This is a genomic window from Pseudoalteromonas sp. S558 (assembly GCF_005886635.1).
Taxonomy (GTDB): domain Bacteria; phylum Pseudomonadota; class Gammaproteobacteria; order Enterobacterales; family Alteromonadaceae; genus Pseudoalteromonas; species Pseudoalteromonas aliena.
Genome location: NZ_PNDU01000160.1, coordinates 18,215 through 39,009 on the forward strand (window position 1 = coordinate 18,215; position 20,795 = coordinate 39,009).

27 protein-coding genes are annotated in these 20,795 nt (G+C 43.6%); 23 read left to right on the forward strand and 4 right to left on the reverse strand.

From position 1 onward, the window contains the following. Positions 1-2: 2 nt before the first annotated feature. The 4 genes from CWB66_RS12285 to CWB66_RS12300 are packed head-to-tail and all read right to left on the reverse strand — an operon-like array spanning position 3 to position 3,623. A complete protein-coding gene (locus tag CWB66_RS12285) occupies positions 3-452 on the reverse strand; it encodes a hypothetical protein (RefSeq protein ID WP_138585606.1) in 450 nt (149 codons plus the stop codon). Next, a complete protein-coding gene (locus CWB66_RS12290) occupies positions 452-778 on the reverse strand; it encodes a phage holin family protein (RefSeq protein WP_138585607.1) in 327 nt (108 codons plus the stop codon). Before CWB66_RS12290 ends, CWB66_RS12285 begins: the two co-directional genes overlap by 1 nt. Beyond that, the gene (locus tag CWB66_RS12295) at positions 775-1,842 is read right to left on the reverse strand and encodes a phage portal protein (RefSeq protein ID WP_138585608.1); all 1,068 of its coding nucleotides are present in this window, start codon (positions 1,840-1,842) and stop codon (positions 775-777) included. Before CWB66_RS12295 ends, CWB66_RS12290 begins: the two co-directional genes overlap by 4 nt. Further along, on the reverse strand, positions 1,842-3,623 hold the full coding sequence (locus CWB66_RS12300; RefSeq protein ID WP_138585609.1) for a terminase large subunit domain-containing protein: 1,782 nt from the start codon (positions 3,621-3,623) through the stop codon (positions 1,842-1,844). The genes CWB66_RS12295 and CWB66_RS12300 overlap by 1 nt, the downstream gene beginning before the upstream one ends. Positions 3,624-3,828: 205 nt before the next feature. Here CWB66_RS12300 and CWB66_RS12305 point away from each other — a divergent pair, with 205 nt between their 5' ends. From CWB66_RS12305 to CWB66_RS12410, 23 genes are all read left to right on the forward strand, one after another. Next, entirely contained in the window at positions 3,829-4,710 is an 882-nt protein-coding gene (locus tag CWB66_RS12305; RefSeq protein ID WP_138585610.1) for a GPO family capsid scaffolding protein, read from the forward strand. A 43-nt stretch (positions 4,711-4,753) separates the two neighbouring features. Continuing rightward, complete coding sequence (locus tag CWB66_RS12310; RefSeq protein WP_138585611.1) at positions 4,754-5,791, forward strand: phage major capsid protein, P2 family; 1,038 nt, start codon at positions 4,754-4,756, stop codon at positions 5,789-5,791. An 87-nt stretch (positions 5,792-5,878) separates the two neighbouring features. After that, positions 5,879-6,607: a phage terminase small subunit gene (gene gpM / locus CWB66_RS12315; protein WP_138585612.1), complete on the forward strand. Its 729-nt coding sequence runs from the start codon at positions 5,879-5,881 to the stop codon at positions 6,605-6,607. Between the two features lie 109 nt (positions 6,608-6,716). After that, positions 6,717-7,154 (forward strand): head completion/stabilization protein, encoded by a 438-nt coding sequence (locus CWB66_RS12320; RefSeq protein ID WP_138585613.1) that lies wholly within the window; start codon positions 6,717-6,719, stop codon positions 7,152-7,154. Continuing rightward, positions 7,151-7,624 (forward strand): phage tail protein, encoded by a 474-nt coding sequence (locus CWB66_RS12325; protein ID WP_138585614.1) that lies wholly within the window; start codon positions 7,151-7,153, stop codon positions 7,622-7,624. The genes CWB66_RS12320 and CWB66_RS12325 overlap by 4 nt, the downstream gene beginning before the upstream one ends. Then, positions 7,617-8,249 carry a phage virion morphogenesis family protein gene (locus CWB66_RS12330; protein WP_138585615.1) on the forward strand — a complete coding sequence of 211 codons (633 nt, stop codon included), beginning with the start codon at positions 7,617-7,619 and terminating at the stop codon, positions 8,247-8,249. Before CWB66_RS12325 ends, CWB66_RS12330 begins: the two co-directional genes overlap by 8 nt. 21 nt (positions 8,250-8,270) lie before the next feature. Beyond that, positions 8,271-9,371 carry a DUF2586 domain-containing protein gene (locus CWB66_RS12335; protein ID WP_138585616.1) on the forward strand — a complete coding sequence of 367 codons (1,101 nt, stop codon included), beginning with the start codon at positions 8,271-8,273 and terminating at the stop codon, positions 9,369-9,371. Positions 9,372-9,379: 8 nt separating this feature from the next. Beyond that, a complete protein-coding gene (locus CWB66_RS12340; RefSeq protein WP_138585617.1) occupies positions 9,380-9,829 on the forward strand; it encodes a phage protein in 450 nt (149 codons plus the stop codon). Next, positions 9,829-10,461: a hypothetical protein gene (locus CWB66_RS12345; RefSeq protein ID WP_138585618.1), complete on the forward strand. Its 633-nt coding sequence runs from the start codon at positions 9,829-9,831 to the stop codon at positions 10,459-10,461. The genes CWB66_RS12340 and CWB66_RS12345 overlap by 1 nt, the downstream gene beginning before the upstream one ends. Then, positions 10,451-10,738 (forward strand): putative phage tail assembly chaperone, encoded by a 288-nt coding sequence (locus CWB66_RS12350; protein WP_138585619.1) that lies wholly within the window; start codon positions 10,451-10,453, stop codon positions 10,736-10,738. Before CWB66_RS12345 ends, CWB66_RS12350 begins: the two co-directional genes overlap by 11 nt. 23 nt (positions 10,739-10,761) lie before the next feature. After that, positions 10,762-10,902: a DUF6890 family protein gene (locus CWB66_RS23210; protein WP_502705291.1), complete on the forward strand. Its 141-nt coding sequence runs from the start codon at positions 10,762-10,764 to the stop codon at positions 10,900-10,902. A gap of 3 nt (positions 10,903-10,905) precedes the next feature. Beyond that, a complete protein-coding gene (locus CWB66_RS12355) occupies positions 10,906-13,074 on the forward strand; it encodes a phage tail tape measure protein (RefSeq protein ID WP_138585620.1) in 2,169 nt (722 codons plus the stop codon). Next, entirely contained in the window at positions 13,074-13,379 is a 306-nt protein-coding gene (locus CWB66_RS12360) for a DUF2590 family protein (RefSeq protein WP_138585621.1), read from the forward strand. Before CWB66_RS12355 ends, CWB66_RS12360 begins: the two co-directional genes overlap by 1 nt. Further along, positions 13,379-14,530, forward strand: a complete 1,152-nt coding sequence (locus CWB66_RS12365) for a baseplate J/gp47 family protein (protein WP_138585622.1) — start codon at positions 13,379-13,381, stop codon at positions 14,528-14,530. Before CWB66_RS12360 ends, CWB66_RS12365 begins: the two co-directional genes overlap by 1 nt. Further along, the gene (locus CWB66_RS12370) at positions 14,523-15,047 is read left to right on the forward strand and encodes a phage tail protein (RefSeq protein WP_138585623.1); all 525 of its coding nucleotides are present in this window, start codon (positions 14,523-14,525) and stop codon (positions 15,045-15,047) included. Before CWB66_RS12365 ends, CWB66_RS12370 begins: the two co-directional genes overlap by 8 nt. After that, a complete protein-coding gene (locus CWB66_RS12375) occupies positions 15,044-15,871 on the forward strand; it encodes a phage tail-collar fiber domain-containing protein (protein WP_171037503.1) in 828 nt (275 codons plus the stop codon). The genes CWB66_RS12370 and CWB66_RS12375 overlap by 4 nt, the downstream gene beginning before the upstream one ends. Next, positions 15,872-16,849, forward strand: a complete 978-nt coding sequence (locus tag CWB66_RS12380) for a hypothetical protein (RefSeq protein ID WP_138585625.1) — start codon at positions 15,872-15,874, stop codon at positions 16,847-16,849. A gap of 2 nt (positions 16,850-16,851) precedes the next feature. Beyond that, positions 16,852-17,403 (forward strand): hypothetical protein, encoded by a 552-nt coding sequence (locus CWB66_RS12385; RefSeq protein ID WP_138585626.1) that lies wholly within the window; start codon positions 16,852-16,854, stop codon positions 17,401-17,403. Then, the gene (locus tag CWB66_RS12390; protein ID WP_138585627.1) at positions 17,396-17,719 is read left to right on the forward strand and encodes a DUF1353 domain-containing protein; all 324 of its coding nucleotides are present in this window, start codon (positions 17,396-17,398) and stop codon (positions 17,717-17,719) included. Before CWB66_RS12385 ends, CWB66_RS12390 begins: the two co-directional genes overlap by 8 nt. Before the next feature lie 10 nt (positions 17,720-17,729). Continuing rightward, on the forward strand, positions 17,730-18,428 hold the full coding sequence (locus CWB66_RS12395; RefSeq protein ID WP_138585628.1) for a hypothetical protein: 699 nt from the start codon (positions 17,730-17,732) through the stop codon (positions 18,426-18,428). Then, entirely contained in the window at positions 18,425-18,907 is a 483-nt protein-coding gene (locus CWB66_RS12400; protein WP_138585629.1) for a baseplate complex protein, read from the forward strand. Before CWB66_RS12395 ends, CWB66_RS12400 begins: the two co-directional genes overlap by 4 nt. Beyond that, the gene (locus CWB66_RS12405) at positions 18,904-19,599 is read left to right on the forward strand and encodes a hypothetical protein (protein WP_138585630.1); all 696 of its coding nucleotides are present in this window, start codon (positions 18,904-18,906) and stop codon (positions 19,597-19,599) included. The genes CWB66_RS12400 and CWB66_RS12405 overlap by 4 nt, the downstream gene beginning before the upstream one ends. Next, a complete protein-coding gene (locus CWB66_RS12410; protein ID WP_138585631.1) occupies positions 19,581-20,528 on the forward strand; it encodes a hypothetical protein in 948 nt (315 codons plus the stop codon). Before CWB66_RS12405 ends, CWB66_RS12410 begins: the two co-directional genes overlap by 19 nt. Positions 20,529-20,795: the final 267 nt, after the last annotated feature.

Sequence of the window (20,795 nt, forward strand, 5' to 3'; positions counted from 1 at the left end):
AACTAACACTTTTGATTACTGCTACGATTCCCCCAAAATGCTCTAAACAATCGCATTAACCCAAGCGTTGAAACCGCAATACCTACAATCACAAATTCAAAGTACCAGGGCGCACCTTTATACCCCATAGCCTGCCAGCCTTTTTCCATATACGGTTGCATGGCCGGTATAAAATGGCACACAAACAAACCCAAAAAGAATAGGATGATCACTTCATCCATAATGGTTTTGTCGCGGTTCTTCAGCACAAGCAGGTCATAGTCCGCGTCGTTTTGCTCGGCTTGCATACAGCGTTTTGCTTTGGCATTAAACTGTGCAATTTTAAAGTTGTTCTCAGCGCGTGCTACATCAGCGGCCATTTCTGCCGCTATGCGTTTACGCTCAACATAGCCGCCGGTTAAGTCGGCTATTGGGTCAGTGATGAATGAGACCAGTGATTTAAACCATCCCATTATTTGCCACCCCTAATTAATTTAATAAAGCCTTTTGGGTCTTTGCTAAAGGCTTTTATTAGCTTGTCGAACCCTTCAAGCAAGTGCGGGGCCGCGTAGGCGGTTACGCCAATTACGCCCGTTTTTAGGTTTTCATCAAACCCGCGCCATTCACAAAACATAGCGGCTAAGTACGCTGCAAAAATAGCAACGAGCACGTTCATACAATAATGAAAAAACGTAAATTGCTTTTTGCTTAAATACATTTGAATAGCGGCTGCTAAAAAGCTCAACATAAATAAACGCCCCCATTGTTTAATAAACTCTGTTACATCAATCCAGCTCATGCGGCTTCCTTAGGTGTTGGGTTTAAGTCTGAATATTCAGGCTCTTTAAATTCAATGTGCTGCGCGGCAGGTAGGTAATTATTAATGCCTAATACATCTTGCTGCAGGGGCACAACCTCGTTGTTGTAATAGGCACGGGTGATTTTGTCCAAGTCGCCAAAGCCTGGACTATCACCAGATGATTGACCGCTAAGTGCTTCTTGCGCACGGTGCATGCTGAGCATGTCGTTAAGGGTAATTTTTTTAATGCGCTCAAATTCGTCTTTTGTTGATATGTCGCCCACCGGTGTAATGTTTATCGCTTTTTCAGCATCGGCTTTATTACTGCGAAAATTAAAAAACAAACTTCTAAAGTTACCCACACCTTTGCTGTCGCGTATGGCATTTTTAAGGGCGGTTTCATCCTCGGCACTTAAATTAGGGTCGGCCATTGAGAATATAAAACCCATGTGCGCGCCGTTCTTGTAATATCGGCGCCTAAATAGCGTGGCATCTTCATTAAGCAAAGCCGACTGAATACCGCCGTAATATTGCGGTATGCCGTAAATACCTTGCCCGGGGTCGTATTCTTTTACGTGAATTATTTCACCGGCATTAAAATAAATAGGCTCATAGCTGCGGTTACTTAATTGCGCGTATACACCGCGTTTATCGGTATAGCGCATAGTCAGTGCAGGCAAATGGCGCAGCTTAATAACCTGCCCAAATGAATTTTTAATAATCTGCAAATAGGCGTTACCGCTCCACAGCAAATCAAATGCAAACTTGCTAAGCGCTTGATGGCTTAATAGCGGGTTAGGCTTATACCACTTTAAAATCATATTGCGTTTAAAGTAGAGAATGGGCCCGTGTTGGGCATTCACTCGCAGCAGCTTAACCAAGCCTTGCAAATTAATGGGCGGGGCGTAAATACCGTTACTGTCACTAAATACCCCAACGTAATCGGTTAGCCGGTTGTCTAAACAGGGCTCCGGATCGCCAAAGCTAAACGTATCGGTTACCGCTGTGCGTTGGTTGTAGTTTGGCGCTTGGCCGTTACTTACTTGTAATCGTGGTTTACTCATTAAGCTGCAATTCCTACAGATGTTTGACGGCTATGGGCGTTACCGTCGAGTGGTTCAAATAACATAGCGTGCATAATTGCCCACGCAATATCGGCATGGCCTGTTGTAGCGGTGCGGTTTGTGGCATAGGTAATTTGGTCGCCCACCACTTTGCGGCGAATATTAATGAATGAGCTGGCAATGTTTACCGCGTCCTGGTCAAACTCAAAGCGGCGATTTTGAATAACGTTAATGGCTTTAATAACCATGCGGTTTTTAATAATAGGGTTGTAATGTATTGGCTCAGCATTAGGGTAAAACTTAGTAATAAGCTCCCACACACCATAACCAATGCCAGTAGTGTCTACGCCAATATGCACAACGTTGTATTTTTCGGTGAGGTGTTTTATTTCGTTCGCCATCGCTTCAAAATCGTTGCCGCTTAAATCAAGTGCTTCAAGCAGTAAAAACTTTTCGCCTGGCTGCATGGGGGCACTTAAAATAGCAACACTTGCTTTATCGCCAAAGCGGGCAGGGTCAAAGCCAATCACTACAGGGCGCAGGCCGAACGGGCGCTCGTAGGCTAAATCAAAGTCAGTCCATTTGGTTGAATCACCCACGCAGTTCATAAGCTGTTTTAAATTAAACGCGCTGTGCGCATCATCAATAAACTTACACATAAATAAGTTATTAAACTCATCTACGCTGTATTCGTTTTCAAGTACGCCAATATCAATGCGGTCAAAGCCACTGGTTACTACATCGTAAACCGTGAGCATTTGACGCCAAATACCGTCGTCACACAGCTGGCCGTTTTTTAAGTTTTTATGGCTTACATCTATGGCAAATTCAGGATCGTTACACGCTTTTGTTTTACGGTACCATTTACCGTTCCAATGGTCGTAGGCTTCGTGGCTGGTAACCGATGGCGTACTAAAATAGGTTATTCGTAAATGTTTATGGGTTGCCATAGCCTGTGCCAAACCGCGCAGCGACTTATATTTTGGTATCCAAAACACTTCATCTATATATAAATCGCCTGATTCTGATTGAGCAGTACGAGCATTGGTTGACTTAAATATTAATTTAACGGTTTTACCGCCGGCTAAATTAAGCACCATTGGTGAGCCGCTAAGCTCAACGTTAAAATGCTCACGCACCAATGCCACAATATTGGCTTTAAATACCTCAGCTTGGTCTCGGCTCGCGGATATAAATATTTTATTACGGCCATTAATAACCGCGTCGTAAAACGCCTCAAATGCAAAATAGAAGGTAGCGCCAATTTGGCGCGGTTTTAATATAAAGCGGGCGCGGTGGTCTTGGTTATCAAACCAATGTTTTTGGTGAGGGTAAAGTAATGTGTCTTTAAGCTCGTTAAGCATTTCAAGGGTAATGCCAGAGCAATCGTTTTTCTTTTTCTTCTTTGATTTTTTATCGTTGCTGCTATGACTATTGCCGCCGTTATTGTTTGTTTTGCAGTCATTACTTGCGCGCTGTTTAGGTACCGGGGCTAATTTACTTTTATTAAGTGCGCACAACTGGCGAGTGCAAAAGTCGAGCTCTTTATAATCAGCATCGGTTTTATCGTCTTTATCCGTCAGTACATTAATGCGTTTGCTAAAGGCCATTTCGGCATTATAGCTTGGGCACATGTCATCCCATTTTCCCGCCTCAGCCCAGCGGCGAACACTACGCGCACTTGGCATATCGTCAAGCTCGGCTATTTCGTCCACCGTGTAACCCTCAACCACATACAAATCTTGTGCTTTTTTGCGTATTTCTGGTCCGTAGTTCGCCATCTATTGCACCGCGTTAATTAGTTCATAGCGGCAGTGTATTCGTAATAAAACGCTTAATCTGTCAATCAAAAGCCTAGCCATTCCTAAAAGTTAAATATAGGAATTTCAAAAAGTTAAACCGTTGGAAAGGATGTAAAAGAGGGTGCAAACTGCAATCACTTTAAAGCAATACGCTTAATTTGCACATATTTAAAAAGGGTTGTTTATGCCAGGTCAACTACGTACTAAACCGTTATCGATTGCCGCTGTAGGTATGACCGTTGACGGCCGCGAAATATCAGAGCAAGACGTAGCCGACATAGTAGAAACCTATAACCCGCGTAAATATGGCGCACGCATTAATGTTGATCACGAATTTAACTGGTCAGGCTGGGCCGCTAAAAACCTACATAACGTGGATATTCCCGGCATGTTAGGCGATGTAGAAAGCGTACAAGCCTATGAAAACGAAGAAGGCATTGTGTGTTTATATGCCGTGCTTGCGCCTAATCAAGGGTTTGTAGAGCTGAACAAAGCCGACCAAGCGGTTTACTTTAGTATCGAAATTAGCCGCGATTTTATGGGCACAGGCAAAACCTACCTAACCGGTTTAGCCGTGACCGACTACCCAGCCAGTTGTTATACCGACCGTATCCATTTCAGTAGTAAGAGTAAGCCAGATGACACGGACGTCTCTTTATTAAAAGTTGATTTAGGATCATGTGAGCCTATCGACGCCGCCCCTAAAAAACCCTTTTTTAAACGACTATTCGCAAAGGAAGAATCCGACATGAAACCAGAAGAATTAGCCACCGCATTAAAAGATGCATTGGGCACACCGCTTAGTGAGTTTGGCCAAAAGCTAGATGGGCTTGCCACAAAGCTTGATTCATTCTCAACCACAAAAGTGGAAGGCGAAGACACCCCGCCAGCTGATGATGAAAACACCGAACTAGCTCAAGTAAAAGAAGAGCTACTAAAAACAAAAACAGCATTAGGTGAACTTAACGACAAGTTTACCAAAGCGTTAAAAGCACCTGCGGGTGATACCACTCCCGCCGACGACGAACCCGAAGGCGAAGAGGGTAAATACAATAATTTGTACTAATTGCACTCACCCTAACTTAATTTAGCAATTCGCAGGAAAGAATATGAAAACCAGAACTAGAGAATTATTTGTCGCCATTATGGCTGGCATGGCCGTTAATTACGGTGTTACCTCAATGAGCGAGCAATTCAACGTTGAGCCTACAGTAGAGCAGCATTTATATGATGCGGTTTATGAATCGGCTGAATTTTTACAGATGATCAACACCGTGCCGGTTGATGACTTAGTGGGTCAATCGGTGATCATGAGTGTAGACGGTGGCATCACAGGGCGCGCCGGTGTAGAAACTGACGATAAAAAAGAGCGACAAACGCGTGATGTATCAAAGCTCGCTAAGCGTGAATACCGCTGTTACCCAGTAGAGTGCGACATTCATATTACATGGGTAAAAATGGATCAGTGGTCTAAGTTCCCTGATTTTCATAACCGTTACCGTAATCACGTTCGCCAAGCAATCGCACTCGATATTATTAAAATTGGTTGGAATGGTAAACATGTAGCCGATACAACCGACATTACAGTCTATCCAATGATGAACGATGTAAATATTGGTTGGCTTGAGTTAATTCGCCGCGATGCACCGGAGCGCGCAATTAGTGAAGGCGCAACCGAAAACGAAATTCGCATTGGTAAAGGCGGCGATTACGAAAACCTAGACCAAGCGGTGCACGATGCATTGCAAGGCATTCCAGAGCACAAACGTGCAAACATGGTGGCTATTATTGGCGACGAGCTTTTAGCGCATGACAAAAACAAGCTGTACGCCAAACAAGCACATACCCCGAGTGAAAAAACTAAAATTGAGCTGCAACAGGTGATTGATACCTACGGTGGTTTAATGACGTACAAAATTCCGTTTTTCCCCGCTCGCGGTATTTTAGTTACCAGCTTTGACAATCTAAGTCACTACGTACAAGCGGGCTCAACGCGTACCAGCGTAGAAAACAACGCCAAGAAAAAACGCGTTGAAGATTACCTATCACGCAACGATTGCTATTACATAGAAGACCTTGAAAAAGTAATGTACTTCGAATCAACCAGCATTAAGTTGGCGAACGCCGCTGGCACTGCCTGGACTTAATTAACTATTTACTAGCAGTAGCCATTAGCCGCCCTTTTCCCTAGTTTCGGGGCGGCTTTTTTTAACCAAATTAAAGAGTGTTTTTAAATGAGCTTAGTCAAAAAATCATTAGCAAAAGCAGCAAGCAGTGTATCAACAAGCACTAAACCTAATGCGCCAACGGTGGTGGCAACACCCACAAACACCCATGCGCCAAGCAACGTTAATAAGCAAACCGAGTACCAGCTTTATGCAGCCGCTATCGAATCTGACTTAGCTCAACTAAAAACATTTACAGACATAGCAGACAAAGCAACATACAAGTCTGAAGCGTTAGAGCGCCAAGATTATTTAGGGTATATAAACGAATACCGGTTAAGCGGCCAATGCCACCCAAACACCGTTTTAGCATGGGTGTTTATTTGGTTAGTTGACTTAAAACGCTGGGATGCAGTGCTTGAATTATTACCATTTATGATTGAGCAAAAGCAACCACTACCAACGGTATTTAATACCAAGCATTGGCCTGCGTTCGTTATTGACCAACTTTACGATGACGCTAATTACTACCTAACAGAATCAAAGCAGCAAGGCTTATTTGATATTAGCTATGTACTGCGTGGCTTAATCAATACCGTTAAAAACCAAGATTGGAACGGCCTTGAAGTGGTGGGCGGCAAGTTGTACGCCATTGCTGCAAAGGTTGATGCCGCATTGCACAATTATGGTAACGCACTGTTATTTGCGGAGCGTGCCCAAGCGATTAACGACAAAGCAGGGGTTAAAGGTTTAGTCGATAAGCTAGCAAAGCAATTAAAAGCAACAGTTAGCGAGTAACAACTCCAACGCCAGCGGGCAACTTAGCACGTCGTCAGTATTCGTTATTTGACGCCCCGTGACTAAGTGGCGCCCGCACCTAATTTAACGTGTTTTTTACAGGTGCAATATGAACTTAAGTGGTATGCCAATAGCAGATTTAAAAGACGTTGATGTAACCATTGAAGGCAATGGCTATTACCCAACATTAAGCACCGCCTATTTTATTGAGCACTACGCCATAGCCCAAGAATACGCCAGCAAAAGTGAGCTGCTCGTAGAAAAGCTAAAACGCGCACAGACCGAAATTAACCAAGAACTAGCAGGCGCAGTGCTTACCAATGGCGAGCCATTAAACGCACAGCAAGTCATTTTTTATAACGATGCCGTTTACAGCAAAGCCAAAGCTAAATTACTGGTATCAAAACTCGGCAGTTCGCACCGAGATAGCGCTTCAGCACAAAGCCAATCAGCGATTGATAACCACGACTATTGGGTAAACGAAAGCATCAACGCACTGCGTTTATTGCAAACCCTAAGCCCTAACTTATCGGTAGAACTGTTATGAGCCAAAGCAAAATTGAGCAGCTTAAACAACATCTAGTGAGCGTTGAATACCAAGGCCATAAGCTGGCGCTCAATACCCAATTTGATAGCTGGATAGAAGGCGGGCGCATAGAGCCAAGCAGCAAAACCATTAATGGTAACGGGCTATTAGCTGCGCGGTTTTATTACTCAGGTGTGATCAGCATTAATCCATGCTCAGCACCTGCCGCGCTTATTTGTGCCTTTGCTGGGTTTTGGCTGCAAAACAATGGCGGGCGTTACGACAGCACCGACATTGAATTTAGCGCCGATGTTAACGACGACAACAGCAATGAAGTAGAGCTGACTATTAACCAGCTCTGCGAAGATATAGAACTTATTCAAACAGACAACGGCCCTTTTGAATTAAACGGCCTGCGTTACGACTTTGGCGAGCAAAGTTTGTGGATAGCTGAGGAATTTATACTGCAAGGCCAAGTAAGCCGTGCTTAACGTCAAATTTGATGAAGGCCAAAGCAAAGCACAATTAAAGTTTTTACTGCTTACTCCAAATAAGCGACGCAACATTTTACGCGGCGCTATACGCGGGGCAAATAAAAGTAGTAAAGAGCGCATTACCAGGCAAACAGATTTAACAGGCAAAACGTGGCAAGGCCGCGCAAACGGTAAGAAAAAGAAAATGCTTACCAAGCTAAAACGCAATATGAAAGTGCGCTACGGCGCAGATAGCGCCGGTGTTTATTTTAGTGGTGGCAATAGCGGAAAAATAGCCCGTGCTCATCAAGAAGGTGTAAGCCTAGATGCTGGCAAGCCAAAAAATAAAGCCGCGCAAAATAAAGACGGGCCCGCCACGCGCAATTTAGCCCGCGCGTTAATAGCCGAGGGTTACACAATACCACGTGGCAAAGGCAAGGGCAGTAAACGTCCCAGCATTAAATGGATAACTGAGCATTTAAGCTTTAACCAAGCAGGTTTTTTACTGCGCGATTTAAAGGGCAGCTCAAGCAAGAGCACGTGGCAAATTGACTTGCCAGCCCGCTCATTTTTAGGGCAAACCGTTAGCGAGCAAAAACAGCAACAAAGTTTTATTTTAAACAAAGCTATGCACGTGGCGTAGCGCAAAGCAAAAGGAACGATCATGGCACAAGGTAAAGTAACCGTTGCCGCCATACAAACAGGCAGCGGCGCTACAAAACAGGTAGAGCGCAGCGTGTTGTTTATCGGTCAAGCGAGCGAGAACAATGGCAAAATTTTATCGATTAATGCACAAAGCGATTTTGATGTTGAGTTTGGCGCCGCCGACTCGCCATTAAAAACACAAGTAAAAGCATGGCAACGCAATGGCGACGATTTAGTAAGTGGTTATGCAATCCCGCATAGCGCAGGCGATAACGTAATGGCCCTAATTGATAAAGCAATGGACCAAGACGTAAGCCCTGAAATTATTGTTATTTGTACGCCGGTTACAGGCAAAGCTGAGATCGAAAGCTATCAAGCAAAAGCGCTTGAAATTCTATCAAGCCTTGCGCGTCGTGTTCGCATTTTAATAGCTGCCCCAGGTTTAACAGCTGAGCAAAACTGGCCTGATTTAATCACTGCATTACAGCCGCTAACCGATGGTGTAGTAGCAACGCAAGTGGCCGTTATTCCTTTATTATTTGGCGACGAGCTAGGCGCAGTAACAGGGCGTTTATGTAAACGCTCAGTGACGATTGCCGATAGCCCAATGCGCGTACTTACCGGTGCAATGTCATTGATGCCATTACCCAATGATGCAGCCGGCAATCCGCTTACCAATTCAACCACAGCCGCGCTTGATGCACTGCGTTTTAGCTGTACGCAGTTTTACCCTGATTTTGATGGAACGTACTTTGGCGATGTAAACATGCTTGATGCTGAAGGCGGCGACTTTCAGCAAATAGAATCGGGCCGCATTGTTGATATGGCAGCACGTGCCGTGCGCATTATTGGCATTCAGCAAATTAAAAACCGCCGGCTAAATAATAGTGCTAGCGGCACTGAATTTGGTAAGCGCGTAATGGGTAGACCACTGCGCGAAATGGCGCGCTCTATCAACATTGGTCCCGACAAGTTCCCTGGTTTAATTGATCCACCAAAAGACGACAGTATCAGTATTACCTGGCTTAACAAAAAGACCATTCAAGTAATGCTCAAAGTTAAACCCATTGACTCACCTAGCACCATTATCGTGGGCATCATGTTAGATAACGAAGAGTAGGAGCGAGCATGCAAAAAGTATTAGGCGGTAAAGACTTCGACATATTCATTGGTGATTCAATGGTTCATGTAATTGAAGCTGCGGTAAAAATCACTGATGGCCGTGTAGCAAAAATGGTACGTGGCATCCCTAAAGGCTTTGTTGATGGCCCTGTATCGGGTGAAGTCACGCTAAAACTCGACCATGAAAATTGGTTAATAGTGCAGGCGCAAGCTGAAAAAGCAGGCAGTTGGAAAGGGATTGAGCCATTCGATGTAGCATTTAACGCCGAAGTAACCGCCGGTAAAAAGAACATCGAAGCGTTTGGTTGTTTGCCTCAACTAGAGGATTTACTCAACATTAAAGCCGAAGGCGGGGAAGAAGATACCACATCAATTAAGTGCCCAATCACCAGCCCTGATTTTGTAAAAATCAACGGAGTGCCGTACCTAACTTACGATGAAGTGAGAGACTTGTAATGACTAAAGCCATTAGTAAGCTCACTGCAACAGCATTGCTAAGTACCCTGCAAGCCTGTGGGCATACAGTATTTGAAGGGGAGCTTAACCTAAATGTGATAGGTATTCGCCATGCAAATACCCGCGCTAACACGTTTAACGATGTTATTTGTGTGCTGTACCAACAAAAGGGTGAGTGGCAATTAAAGCAATTTAAAGCCACCACAGATGCGGGCCATTACTGGCGAAAACACCCAATGAACATAGATGGCACCGCAGTACTTATTGCAGGGCAACATAAAAGTTTATGGACGTTGGGTTATCACCAGGGCAAGTACCGCGCCCTAGTTCAACATAAACCCGTTGTTGTACTTCGTGACAACAACAAAGACACCGAGTTAGACACGGACGTCACACCAGAGGCTCAACTACAGCAAGGTTATTTTGGTATTAATTGCCACCGTGCAAACAGTCAAACTACATCAACCCAAGTTGATAAATGGTCTGCCGGTTGCCAAGTGTTTGCAAGCCCCAATGACTTTGATGAGTTTATTGCTTTGTGTGAGCAATCCGCTGCCAAGTATGGCCCTTATTTTACCTACACACTGCTAGAACAAGCAGATTTAAAAGAGAGTATTGATCATGGCGTTTGAGAAAAATATCACTATTGAAACACCGGTAGGCGAAATCACATTTAACGTAAATGGCGCCGACTACAACAAATACATTAATTCGACTCAGCCAAATAACAAAGTGCAGCCGGCTACTAACTTTGTTTTGAATACCGTGGTTGAAACAGATGCTAAAAAATTAAAAGAACTGGTGCAACAACCAGGCGCGGCTTTGTTTTTAGTCGGTGCGATTGTTGAAGAATACCAGCCCGAGTTTAATTTTACGGTAAAGAAATCGAAAGCCGAGCCAAGCAAATAGGCAAAAGCCGGCTTGATCAGTTACTGGCGTATCACGCTAAGTATTTTAGCAACCTGCCAGTAACTGATGAAAGCTTAGCCCAGGCGCTTTACCTTGAAACCCAGCAGCAAGAAAACTTAGCAGTAGCGGTAAACAACGGCATATGCCAAGCACTCAGCGAGTAATGAATGGCCACACTTAGTAAATTAGACAAGTTAACTTATTCAATCGGCATCATCGATAAGGTGACGGGTCCGGTTAATAAGGTGATGGCTAAAATTAATCAGCTGAGCCAGCAAACCGCCGCCGCGCAAGAGCAAATGATGCGCGGTGCAGCTACGGCTGTTGGCGGTGGTTACGCTTTGGCAAAATCATTAGCGCCCGCTATTGATCATGTTGCTGCGTTGGGAGAAGTGCAATCGCTTGGGGTTGCCGACGACGCACTACAACAACTTACTAAAACATCTTATAAATTTGGTTTTGAATTTGGCGGTAACTCGGCCGAGTTTGTACGCAGTGCTTATGATATTCAATCAGCCATTGCGGGGCTCAGTGGGTTTGAGTTATCTGAGTTTACTAAATCATCAAACATACTCGCTGTGGCTACCAAAGCCGATGCCGGCACAATCACCAGTTATATGGGCACCATGTATGGCATCTTTGAAAAAACAGCCAATAAAATGGGTAAGTCTAATTGGGTAAACCAAATAGCAGGGCAAACGGCTACCGCAGTACAACTATACAAAACCACCGGTGCAGAGATGCAAGCCGCGTTTTCAAATTTGAGCAATACAGCGACTAGCGTGGGATTAAGTTCAGCGCAGCAATTTGCAATGGTCGGGCAGTTACAATTGGTTGCTAAATCGGGCTCTGTCGCGGGTACTCAAGCTGAGAAGTTTATCCAAGGGATTGGCAAAGCTGAAAAAGTATTAGGGCTTAAATTGACCACTGATAATGGCGACATGCTGGCCGTTGACGCTGTGTTAGAAAAAATTAATGGCAAAATATCGTCGCTAGGCTCTGTTGATAAACTCGGTGTACTTACTGAAATATTTGGGGCACAAGGTGCTAAAGCGGTAAACGTTCTCAGTGAAAAGGTACAAGGTCTTAATGCAGATATTACGAAGTTCGAAAACGTACAAGACAGTTCCAAAGCAATCGAAATGGCAAAAATTATTGCAAGCCCGTGGGATAGATTAGGCGGTTCGTTTAATGCGGCGGCCACAGCAATGGGCAGTCGATTATTACCCGTTGTTGAACCCTTCGTTGAATTACTCGCGGCAGGCTTTGCTGGCATTGTGTCGCTAACTGAGCGCTTTCCTATTTTATCCAGTGTTATTGCAACGCTTGTAGTGGGCATTGTAGCGCTTATCTCTATTTATGGCGTGGTGATGTTTACGATGGGCCTATACAAAATGGCGCTGGTAACAAGTGGGGCGCTCACTATGGGCTTAACAGTTATAACTAAATTATGGCAAGGCGCACTCATTGCGTTACGTGTTTTTGGTTTTCTATCATTGATCGCCACCGTTGGTGCTGCCGCCATTGCTTTTGGTGCATTTAAAGCCGTTATGCTCGCAGGACAAGCAGCCACATGGTTATTTAATGCGGCCCTTTGGGCAAATCCAATTACATGGATTGTCGCAGGTGTTATTGCATTAGTTGCTGCAGTAGGGGCACTTATTTATTTTTGGGATGATTTAGTCGCTGCGTTTCAAAACACCGCATGGGGTAACGCTCTCATGCAAATCTTTGCAGGCGTAAAAGCCGCGTTTAATAGCGTGATTGATAGCGTTAAATGGGTGCTTGAAAAGCTGGGTTTAATTGACGACACCGAAGTAAAAATAAAAACAGAAGCGCTTACAACTCACGAAAATATTAATCGTGCGCAGCCTAAAAATTTAGTGATGCAAAATGCAGATCAAGCATTTAGCCGCGACTATGGCCAAAGCGTTATCAACAAAGCCGCACAAGAGCCAATCAGTTCAACTAATGATTTTACTAACGCTGCAAACTCGCCTGTATTTAGTCGCACACACACACAACTAACCAGTATTAATACGAGTATAGGGCAATCAAATGCATTACCTACGGCTAAAACAGATCAGGCAATTACCAACACAGCCAACACCAGTGCATATAAAGTAGAGCAATTAAGCACCGAACAGCAACAAAACAGCAGCTATAAAGCAAAGGTACAAAAGTCAGCGTTTCTACAAAATCTCACTAACAACAGCAATAGTACTAAAAACAATAATCAAAGCGATAACAGCAAGCGCGTGTATATCGACAACTTAACGGTTAAGTCAGACGACCCAATAAACAGTATTGAACAACTGATGGAGTTAGCAGGCTAATGGCAACAATAAATATTGATTTAAACATCATAGATAACGACATTGCGCTTGATGGTTTTGCCGTGCCAAGCCAGTTAACCAACAGCGATGTAATTGCACAAGACGTAAAACACCGAATAATCGAGAGCCGAAAACTCACAGAGCTTATTGGTCTGCGCAATAAAAACATTGTTGCAAAAGTACTTACCGAAATAGAACTGATCGTTGAACAAGACGAGCGACTAATACCCGGTACCATAAAAGTGATTAAGCAGCTAACGGGTGAAATAAGCGTAACGGCCCACACCATTGAAGGGGCAATTTAATGGACTACACCCACATTTTTAAGCAAGAACTAACCAATGCTGACATTCCCGTAACTAATGAAGAACTGCAAGCGCTTTGGCAAAAGCATGTAGACCAGGGCGAATTTACGGTAAGTAACACCAGTACGTTTAGCCCGTTTTTTCGTTTGCAAAAATCAATCATGGTTGAACCAGCAGAGCAGCTTATCAATAGTTTAATTACGCATGTAATGCCTAACTCATTTGTGATGCTTGCTAAAGATGAGTGGTTAGAGCAGCACGGCCAAGGACGTAAAACAAGCAAGCTACCTGCAGTAAAAGCACGCGGTGTTATTACGTTTACCCGAGCTGATACCGACACCGAGTTAACTCTGCCTGCAGGCACTGTTATTGAAAGCTTACCAATAAATGGCCAAGTGTATCGTGTGTTCACCTTATACGACCAAGTTTTTGCAATGGGTGAAGCAACCCACAATGTGCCTGTACAAGCACAGAAAACAGGGCAAAGCTACAATTTAGCCGCCGGCTATTATGTGCGTGTTATTTCAGATATTGAAAACCTAACCGCTACAAATAATATCGATTGGCTGACCACTGCAGGACAAGATATTGAAACCGACGATAACTACCGTTTGCGTATACGTGATGCGTTTTCGTCATTAGGGAGTTATCACGTTGATGCGGTGTATCGCTCTATTATTTCTACCTTTACGGGTATATCAGTCGATAACATTGTATTTGAAAAAAACGCGCCACGCGGCCCAGGCAGTGCCAACGCCTATGTATTTTTAGATGTAGGTGACATTAGCCCCGCCTTACTCAATCAAATTAATAATCATATTGCAGCGGGTAATCATGGTAGCGGCGACGACTTACAAGTATTTGCTATTAATAAGCAGCCATTTGATATAACAGCCAACTACCAACAGCACCCAAACACCCAAAATCGTAGTGCCGATATTGAGCAATTTATACGTGCCGCATTTAGACAAAATGCAGCTTATAAAAGCGTAACTAAAAGCACGCCTAACGAGCTGTTTAGTTTTAGTCAATTAGCCACCGAGTTACACACACAATTTAGCGAACTTAAAACAATTCGTTTTGAAAACGACGATATTAACTGCGAACTGTGGTTGCCGGCTATTAGCAGTATGGTGCTAAACAATGAGTAATAACTTAACGCCCGAATTGCCTATTTGGCTTACAGCAAAAAATGCAACAGCGCTTGCAAGCGTTGCCCAAAGCTATTGGCAAGAAATAGAAAGCTATTTATTTTGGTGGTTAGCACAGCAGCATAGCGAAAACGCACAAACCGCGATTCTCGATTTACTCGCATGGGAGCGCAGCATTAACCGCCTGCCAGATGAAAGCCTAGAACTTTACGGCCTGCGCGTAAAACACGCCTTTGCAAATGCAACCGATGCAGGCTCAAACGTGGGGATGGAGCAAATATTTAAACGCCTGGGCTTTGGGTTTATTCAAGTAAACGAACGCGTACCTGGCTTTGATTGGGACATGGTAGAAATAGCCATGCTTGAGGATGAATTTAGCGGCAAAGAGCCGCTAATAAACGAAGTAATTAAACAGTATGGGCGCACATGCAGACGCTACTTTTTAAGTGCCATGGCAACAGTTGATACAACCGATGCAATAGCACTCATTGAATACGACCAAGAGGTAATAGGGTGAGCCAATTACAAATAACCAATGCAGGCTTAGATTATCGCAACGCGGTATTTGCTGGTGATGAAGTACAAAACATTACACATTTTGCATTTGCTAATATTGACGGCCAAGACGAAAGCGCCCCGATAGACCCAAATACATTAATACCTGAAAATATTGTGCATACAGAGCCTGTAAAAGCGGTATCTCGCATCGATGGCAATGCCATCGTAATGAGCGCAGTAATGGGCTACGACGTAGGCGACTTTGATTATAACTGGTATGGCGCAATAGCAACCAAAGCCAATAACGAACAAATACTCATAGCAGTAGTAACTACCGCACTACAAAGTAAAACCAAAACCACCGGTGAGGTATACGGCAACTACAGTTCAAAAAGTATTGTATGGCGCAGCCAAAACATAGCAGCACAACTAAACATCACGCTAAGCGCCTTGCCGTGGCAAGTACAAGTAGGTGAGTTTGTAAGTGCCGCCGAATTTGCAGCACATGATCATAGCCAGTATTTAGAAAAAACAGCCTTTAATACGTTATTACCGTTTGTTACTCAGCCCAATATAAGCTTATTCAACCGACACAACATTAAAGATAGCAATGAATACATCGCGCCATTACTTGGCCTTGATGATGCTGAACTACAAAACAACGATTGGTTTTCAGTGCGAGCCAGTTACGGCCAGCCTGTTATTAAGCAAGCGAACACAGATGCAGCCAAGTTTAAGCGCTTAGCCGATGGCGCAATTGATACCCAAGTAACCATTGTTGCTGATGATAAAAATGAGCGTGTATTTGTGTATAACGTTACAGATAACGTGTGGGAGTTTTAAATGGATAGCATAATCGCGAAGGCTAATGATGGCTTCGATAAAGATGGTAATTTTTTAAACGGCCAAACGCATTTGTTACCGTGGCCTAAAGTAATTCGGCATAATTCGATTTATGATATGCAAAGTAGTGATCCACAGCCAGCACTAGAGGACGCATTACCGTCACCTTTTGGTGATGGGTGTATGTATACGCACGTAGATGGGAATACAAAAATAATAAGTAAATATGACCGTGATGGTGAACTCTTATGGACGTTTAATGCGAAAACTTTAATGTCTAATGTTGATGATATTTATTTGCTGCACTTCTATGACGATGGCGTAAATAAATGGCTAGTCGGCGCGATGGATAATAGCGACAATTACGCTAGAGCTTTTAGGTTGAACATAGATGGTTCTGGTGGTGTTCTTTCGCCCACTTACTTACCTACAGTGGGTTTCGTATCATCCTTTGTAACACTGGAAGACGGTTCTTTATACGCCACCATTTCTTATGGTACGAAGAAATACGCTTACTCAATAGATTTTGAAACAATGGGTCATATTGGAATGGCGTCTAACGACGTTGCTTTATTTGGAGGTGCTTTTGCAACCCCTCTATTTAACGGCTCTGTACTTTTTGCTAGCTCAACATTACAAACATCAAGCGGTACGGGTTCAACTGGTACTAATGGATATGCTTCGAGTTTGACTGTTAATTTTGCCGTAAATCCGGATTTAACATTTACAGAACCTAAGCGCCCGAAAAGGCTACTAAGAACAGAGCATGTGCATGCTATTTCATCTTTATACGCCGCCCCCGTTCAATTATCAAAAGATATATTTTATTGCCCACCGAGAGATAGTGAGACTATTTCAGGCTTTGCAGCACATGCGTATCAGGCGCGTTTTTATACACGAAGCGAATTGGAAGCATGGGTTTCAAATTGTATCTATGCCAGCACTGGCTATCGAATACCGTTAAGTAGCGAGGTTTAATTATGAAATTATTAATTAAAATTAATGCTGGTTTAGTTGAGCCTCAATTACCCGATAAACTAGATTTTTTTACATCAAAAGTATCCGTTGTTATTGGTGGTGAGCTATATCTATTTGCTGATTACTCAGGCGCTAAAGAGCTCGCCAGTGATTACAGCGTTGATGATTACTTAGCAGCGGTTGAAGCCGCAAAGCCGCTGCCACCGCAAGTAATAGAGCTGACAAACGTAAATGTAACTGGCGAGCACGTAACGCTTGGCGCTGGCGATATTTGGTGGCTACCGATTAACGAGGGTTTTACGCTTACTGCAAATGCTCAGTTACCAGATATGGAAATGATGATAATCATTGAACGTGTAGTAAATGGCAGTGATGTAATAGACGATTTACGTGCTAAAGCCAGCATTGTTGACGGCCTAATTACGATTACTTCTAAGTTCGTGCAATCAGGTAACTATCAAATAACAAGTGAGCGCTTAAATGCAGGGCTTGAAGCCGTTAATGCGCCGTTTCGTTTAGCGTTCAATAAAGTGGAGTTTGACGCGTATGTTTAGCATTAAACTTAACTTTATAAGCGCGGGTAAGGCACAGCTATTAGAGCCGTTAAAAACCGAGTTTGGAGAAGTGCATAAGTCATTTTTAACAGATGGTTTTAGCTTGCCGTGGTACGTACGTTGGTTTCATAACCCATTCGGTAAAGGCTTAAAAGCCGCTATTTGGCACGACTACGCATTAAAAGCAGGGCGTAAACACCCACACCGCGAGTTTTTTATTTTACTTAAAAGTGAAGGTGTAGCGCTTTGGAAAGCCTACCCGATGTGGTTTTTTGTCTGGGCTTACGCCAAGTACAAAGCACTGGTAATAGGGTGAGCGTTATAGCATGCAAATACCACATTCATTTAATACCCAAAGTAGGGCAGCACTTAACGGGGCGTGTACGCAGGTAAATGTTATTTCACTTAATAGCTACCAAACGCCAAGTTTAATAACGGGGGCAGCGGGTAGCACATTGCTGGCAGCTGCAATAAATGACGCGACCCGCCAACAACGACCAAGTGCATTTAATGCCGTCATACTCAGTTGCAGCGCAAATACCCCTGCACAACTTGCTAATAAATTAGCTGAGTTTAACCGGCATTGCCCAATGGTTGTGTTTACCCATGCGGCAGATCATGCGTTGAGTTTATCTACACTCGATACAGACAAAATGCGCTTACCCACAACAGAGCAATCAATAGAGTGGCAATACGTTAATAATTGCTGCGCACTGCCGGCACTTGCTAATGCCTTTATCGATAAAAGCTTAGCGTTAGTTAATGACGAAGGCGCAAACCTAATTACGGATATTGATACAGCCCTAACAGATACAGTGCAATTAAAAGCGCAATGGGATCAGCGTTTAACTAACTCGCTGTTTGTAACCGGTGACAATTTAACGGTAACTAGCAGTAATGCACAAAGTGCCTGGGGGCTTGCACAGCAAATAGAAACACTGGGCAATAATGACAAGCACTGGGCTTACTGTGCATTTGTAGGCAGTAGCGACAATATAAAAACGATTAAAGAGCTATTCGCATGATCACACTTAATGGTTGGCAAGTACCAGGCTTCGAAACGCGTATAAATTGTGGCATAAAATTACCCAGCGACGACTTAAGCGGCTTGGGCTCATTTACATTATCAAACGATAAAGGCATTAAGCCTGGTGTTGTTTCAATTACTACCAAAATACCGTTTGTGGATGCCAGCGAATTAGCTGAGCTTGTGAGCAATGCAAAGCAGGTGGATGAAAACGGCGCGCGTTTAATATTTACCATTAACAGCGACGTGACCGAGGCCTATAAAATACGTAAAGCCAAATTTGATGGTGAAGTAAATACCACAGAACTAGAAGACGTTAAAGCCTGGCAAGTAACATTTAAATTACTAGAAGTACTTTCTACTGCAGAGCGTAATCAACAGCAAATCGATGGCAAAGCAAAAGAGAATAGCCAAACCCAAGCGGTAGACGGTCATGCCACAGTACAAAACGCATTTGATAAAAGCGAAGGGCCATGAGCAGCAGCCGGCTAATTAAAACCCTCACTATTGGTGGCGAACCTGCCATTAATTTAGTGAGGGATAATATTCAACTCGACTTGTACAGCACAGGCCGTGCAAGTTTTGTAGTGGTAACAGAGCAAGAGCCACAAGGTTTAGTTGAGTTACACATAGGCTATGCCATTGACAACATGCAGCCGTATTTTTTAGGTGTAATCGAAGCCAAACACCAAAGTAATGGTCGCTGGTTTTTAACCTGCTGTGAATTGATAGGCGCATTATCGTTCCCTCATAACTTTGCAATACGCCACGCCACATTTGCTAACGTATGCGATGCACTAAGCACTATTGGTATTGAATTTATTTACCCTGATACTGATTACACACATACACCCGTGCCCGCGTTTTATCACCAAGGCACAGGCATTGAAGCACTGCGCCAGTGCGAGCATGTATTTAGTATTCCTGCGTTTATATTTCAGCAGCGACCTGATGGCAAAGTATACGTTGGCAGTTGGCACGACTCACGTTGGCCGCAAAGCGAGATAAGCGACTTTGAAGAACACCCAATAAAAGTAACCGGCGCAAATACAGGCTCGATAGTAGCAACACCCAAACTAAGACCAGGCATAAAATTAAATAACCGCTTCATAACCGAAGTAACACTTAGCGACAACAAACAGGTGATCAGATGGTCAAAAATGCTATAAAGCGCTTAATAATGCGCTACTTTCCAGAGCTAGGCCAACGCAAACACTTACCACAACTCGCGCGTATTGAACGCATTTACGACATACCCGCAACCGCAACAATTAGCAGTGCATTTAGGCCACTAAAAGCCGCCGACGTACAGCTATTAAACCCACTTACAGGCGAGCCATTAGCCGTGCCTGTATTTCAGCAAGTCACATTAGGCACAGGCCAAGCCTCGGATCACGGATTACTAAACGAACCAGCGCCAGGCATGCAGTGTTTAATACAGTACATCGATGGCTTAAACAGTCATCCCGTGATCACCAACTTATTACCTTGGCAAAGTTTAGTGCCAGAGCACAAACGAACAGACGTAACGCTGCAGCAAAACAGCCGCAGTAAACTACAAGGCCGCGACGGAAACTGGCACACCACAACCGATGGCGACATAACCCAATCAAGCGACATCAGTAAAATAAAATCGCGCAACCGCGAAGAAATTTACCACCAACGCAGCATCAACATAGCCACACACGACACTACAAAAATAGACGGCAACCAAGTAAACGAGGTGATGGGTGCACTAAAAACAGTGGTCGGTGAAAAAGCATTAATCACAGCGCTAGAAGGTCTGTTACTTGGCAGTAAAAAGCAGGTAGATATTAAAGCCCATGAGAACATGAACCTAGAAACACTCAAAACTTTACACGCCAAAGCCACCGAACTGGCAAAGGTAGAAGGTAAAACAGTGTGGTTGGGTGATAGCTCGGTAAACGTAGCACAAGTACTCCTTGATTTAATTAGCCTGGTTGAAAACATGAACCAAACTTTATCAACTCATACCCATAACTCACCGCTACCAACCCCAACAGAAATGGCCGACCTTATAAGCTATAAAGCTAGAGCTAAAGGATTATGCAGCAAGTTAGAGCCGATAGTGGAGTAGCTAGTCTTTTGTACTGAATTTTAACTTGTTATTAATAGCCTGTTCGTAAAGTGATGTGTATTCAAATTCTAGGTCGAATATAGATGCAACTTCAGCTTCAATACTATTTTTATTTTCTTGTGTTGTTTTATCATTAAATTCTAATTTTAATATAATGATTGTTTCATCTTTAGCTATATAGCTATATAGCTATTTTGTCTTTGTGTTGCTGTAACAGGTGGTTTTGTATCTAAGCAAAACTTGAGGTATTTTTTATCTATTTTTTAT

Bases quoted from the DNA above. Each gene is read 5' to 3' on its own strand.
- CWB66_RS12285 (WP_138585606.1), bottom strand. From the start codon at position 452: ATGGGATGGTTTAAATCACTGGTCTCATTCATCACTGACCCAATAGCC.
- CWB66_RS12290 (WP_138585607.1), bottom strand. From the start codon at position 778: ATGAGCTGGATTGATGTAACAGAGTTTATTAAACAATGGGGGCGTTTA.
- CWB66_RS12295 (WP_138585608.1), bottom strand. From the start codon at position 1,842: ATGAGTAAACCACGATTACAAGTAAGTAACGGCCAAGCGCCAAACTAC.
- CWB66_RS12300 (WP_138585609.1), bottom strand. From the start codon at position 3,623: ATGGCGAACTACGGACCAGAAATACGCAAAAAAGCACAAGATTTGTAT.
- CWB66_RS12305 (WP_138585610.1), top strand. From the start codon at position 3,829: ATGCCAGGTCAACTACGTACTAAACCGTTATCGATTGCCGCTGTAGGT.
- CWB66_RS12310 (WP_138585611.1), top strand. From the start codon at position 4,754: ATGAAAACCAGAACTAGAGAATTATTTGTCGCCATTATGGCTGGCATG.
- gpM (WP_138585612.1), top strand. From the start codon at position 5,879: ATGAGCTTAGTCAAAAAATCATTAGCAAAAGCAGCAAGCAGTGTATCA.
- CWB66_RS12320 (WP_138585613.1), top strand. From the start codon at position 6,717: ATGAACTTAAGTGGTATGCCAATAGCAGATTTAAAAGACGTTGATGTA.
- CWB66_RS12325 (WP_138585614.1), top strand. From the start codon at position 7,151: ATGAGCCAAAGCAAAATTGAGCAGCTTAAACAACATCTAGTGAGCGTT.
- CWB66_RS12335 (WP_138585616.1), top strand. From the start codon at position 8,271: ATGGCACAAGGTAAAGTAACCGTTGCCGCCATACAAACAGGCAGCGGC.
- CWB66_RS12340 (WP_138585617.1), top strand. From the start codon at position 9,380: ATGCAAAAAGTATTAGGCGGTAAAGACTTCGACATATTCATTGGTGAT.
- CWB66_RS12345 (WP_138585618.1), top strand. From the start codon at position 9,829: ATGACTAAAGCCATTAGTAAGCTCACTGCAACAGCATTGCTAAGTACC.
- CWB66_RS12350 (WP_138585619.1), top strand. From the start codon at position 10,451: ATGGCGTTTGAGAAAAATATCACTATTGAAACACCGGTAGGCGAAATC.
- CWB66_RS12355 (WP_138585620.1), top strand. From the start codon at position 10,906: ATGGCCACACTTAGTAAATTAGACAAGTTAACTTATTCAATCGGCATC.
- CWB66_RS12360 (WP_138585621.1), top strand. From the start codon at position 13,074: ATGGCAACAATAAATATTGATTTAAACATCATAGATAACGACATTGCG.
- CWB66_RS12365 (WP_138585622.1), top strand. From the start codon at position 13,379: ATGGACTACACCCACATTTTTAAGCAAGAACTAACCAATGCTGACATT.
- CWB66_RS12370 (WP_138585623.1), top strand. From the start codon at position 14,523: ATGAGTAATAACTTAACGCCCGAATTGCCTATTTGGCTTACAGCAAAA.
- CWB66_RS12380 (WP_138585625.1), top strand. From the start codon at position 15,872: ATGGATAGCATAATCGCGAAGGCTAATGATGGCTTCGATAAAGATGGT.
- CWB66_RS12385 (WP_138585626.1), top strand. From the start codon at position 16,852: ATGAAATTATTAATTAAAATTAATGCTGGTTTAGTTGAGCCTCAATTA.
- CWB66_RS12390 (WP_138585627.1), top strand. From the start codon at position 17,396: ATGTTTAGCATTAAACTTAACTTTATAAGCGCGGGTAAGGCACAGCTA.
- CWB66_RS12395 (WP_138585628.1), top strand. From the start codon at position 17,730: ATGCAAATACCACATTCATTTAATACCCAAAGTAGGGCAGCACTTAAC.
- CWB66_RS12400 (WP_138585629.1), top strand. From the start codon at position 18,425: ATGATCACACTTAATGGTTGGCAAGTACCAGGCTTCGAAACGCGTATA.
- CWB66_RS12405 (WP_138585630.1), top strand. From the start codon at position 18,904: ATGAGCAGCAGCCGGCTAATTAAAACCCTCACTATTGGTGGCGAACCT.
- CWB66_RS12410 (WP_138585631.1), top strand. From the start codon at position 19,581: ATGGTCAAAAATGCTATAAAGCGCTTAATAATGCGCTACTTTCCAGAG.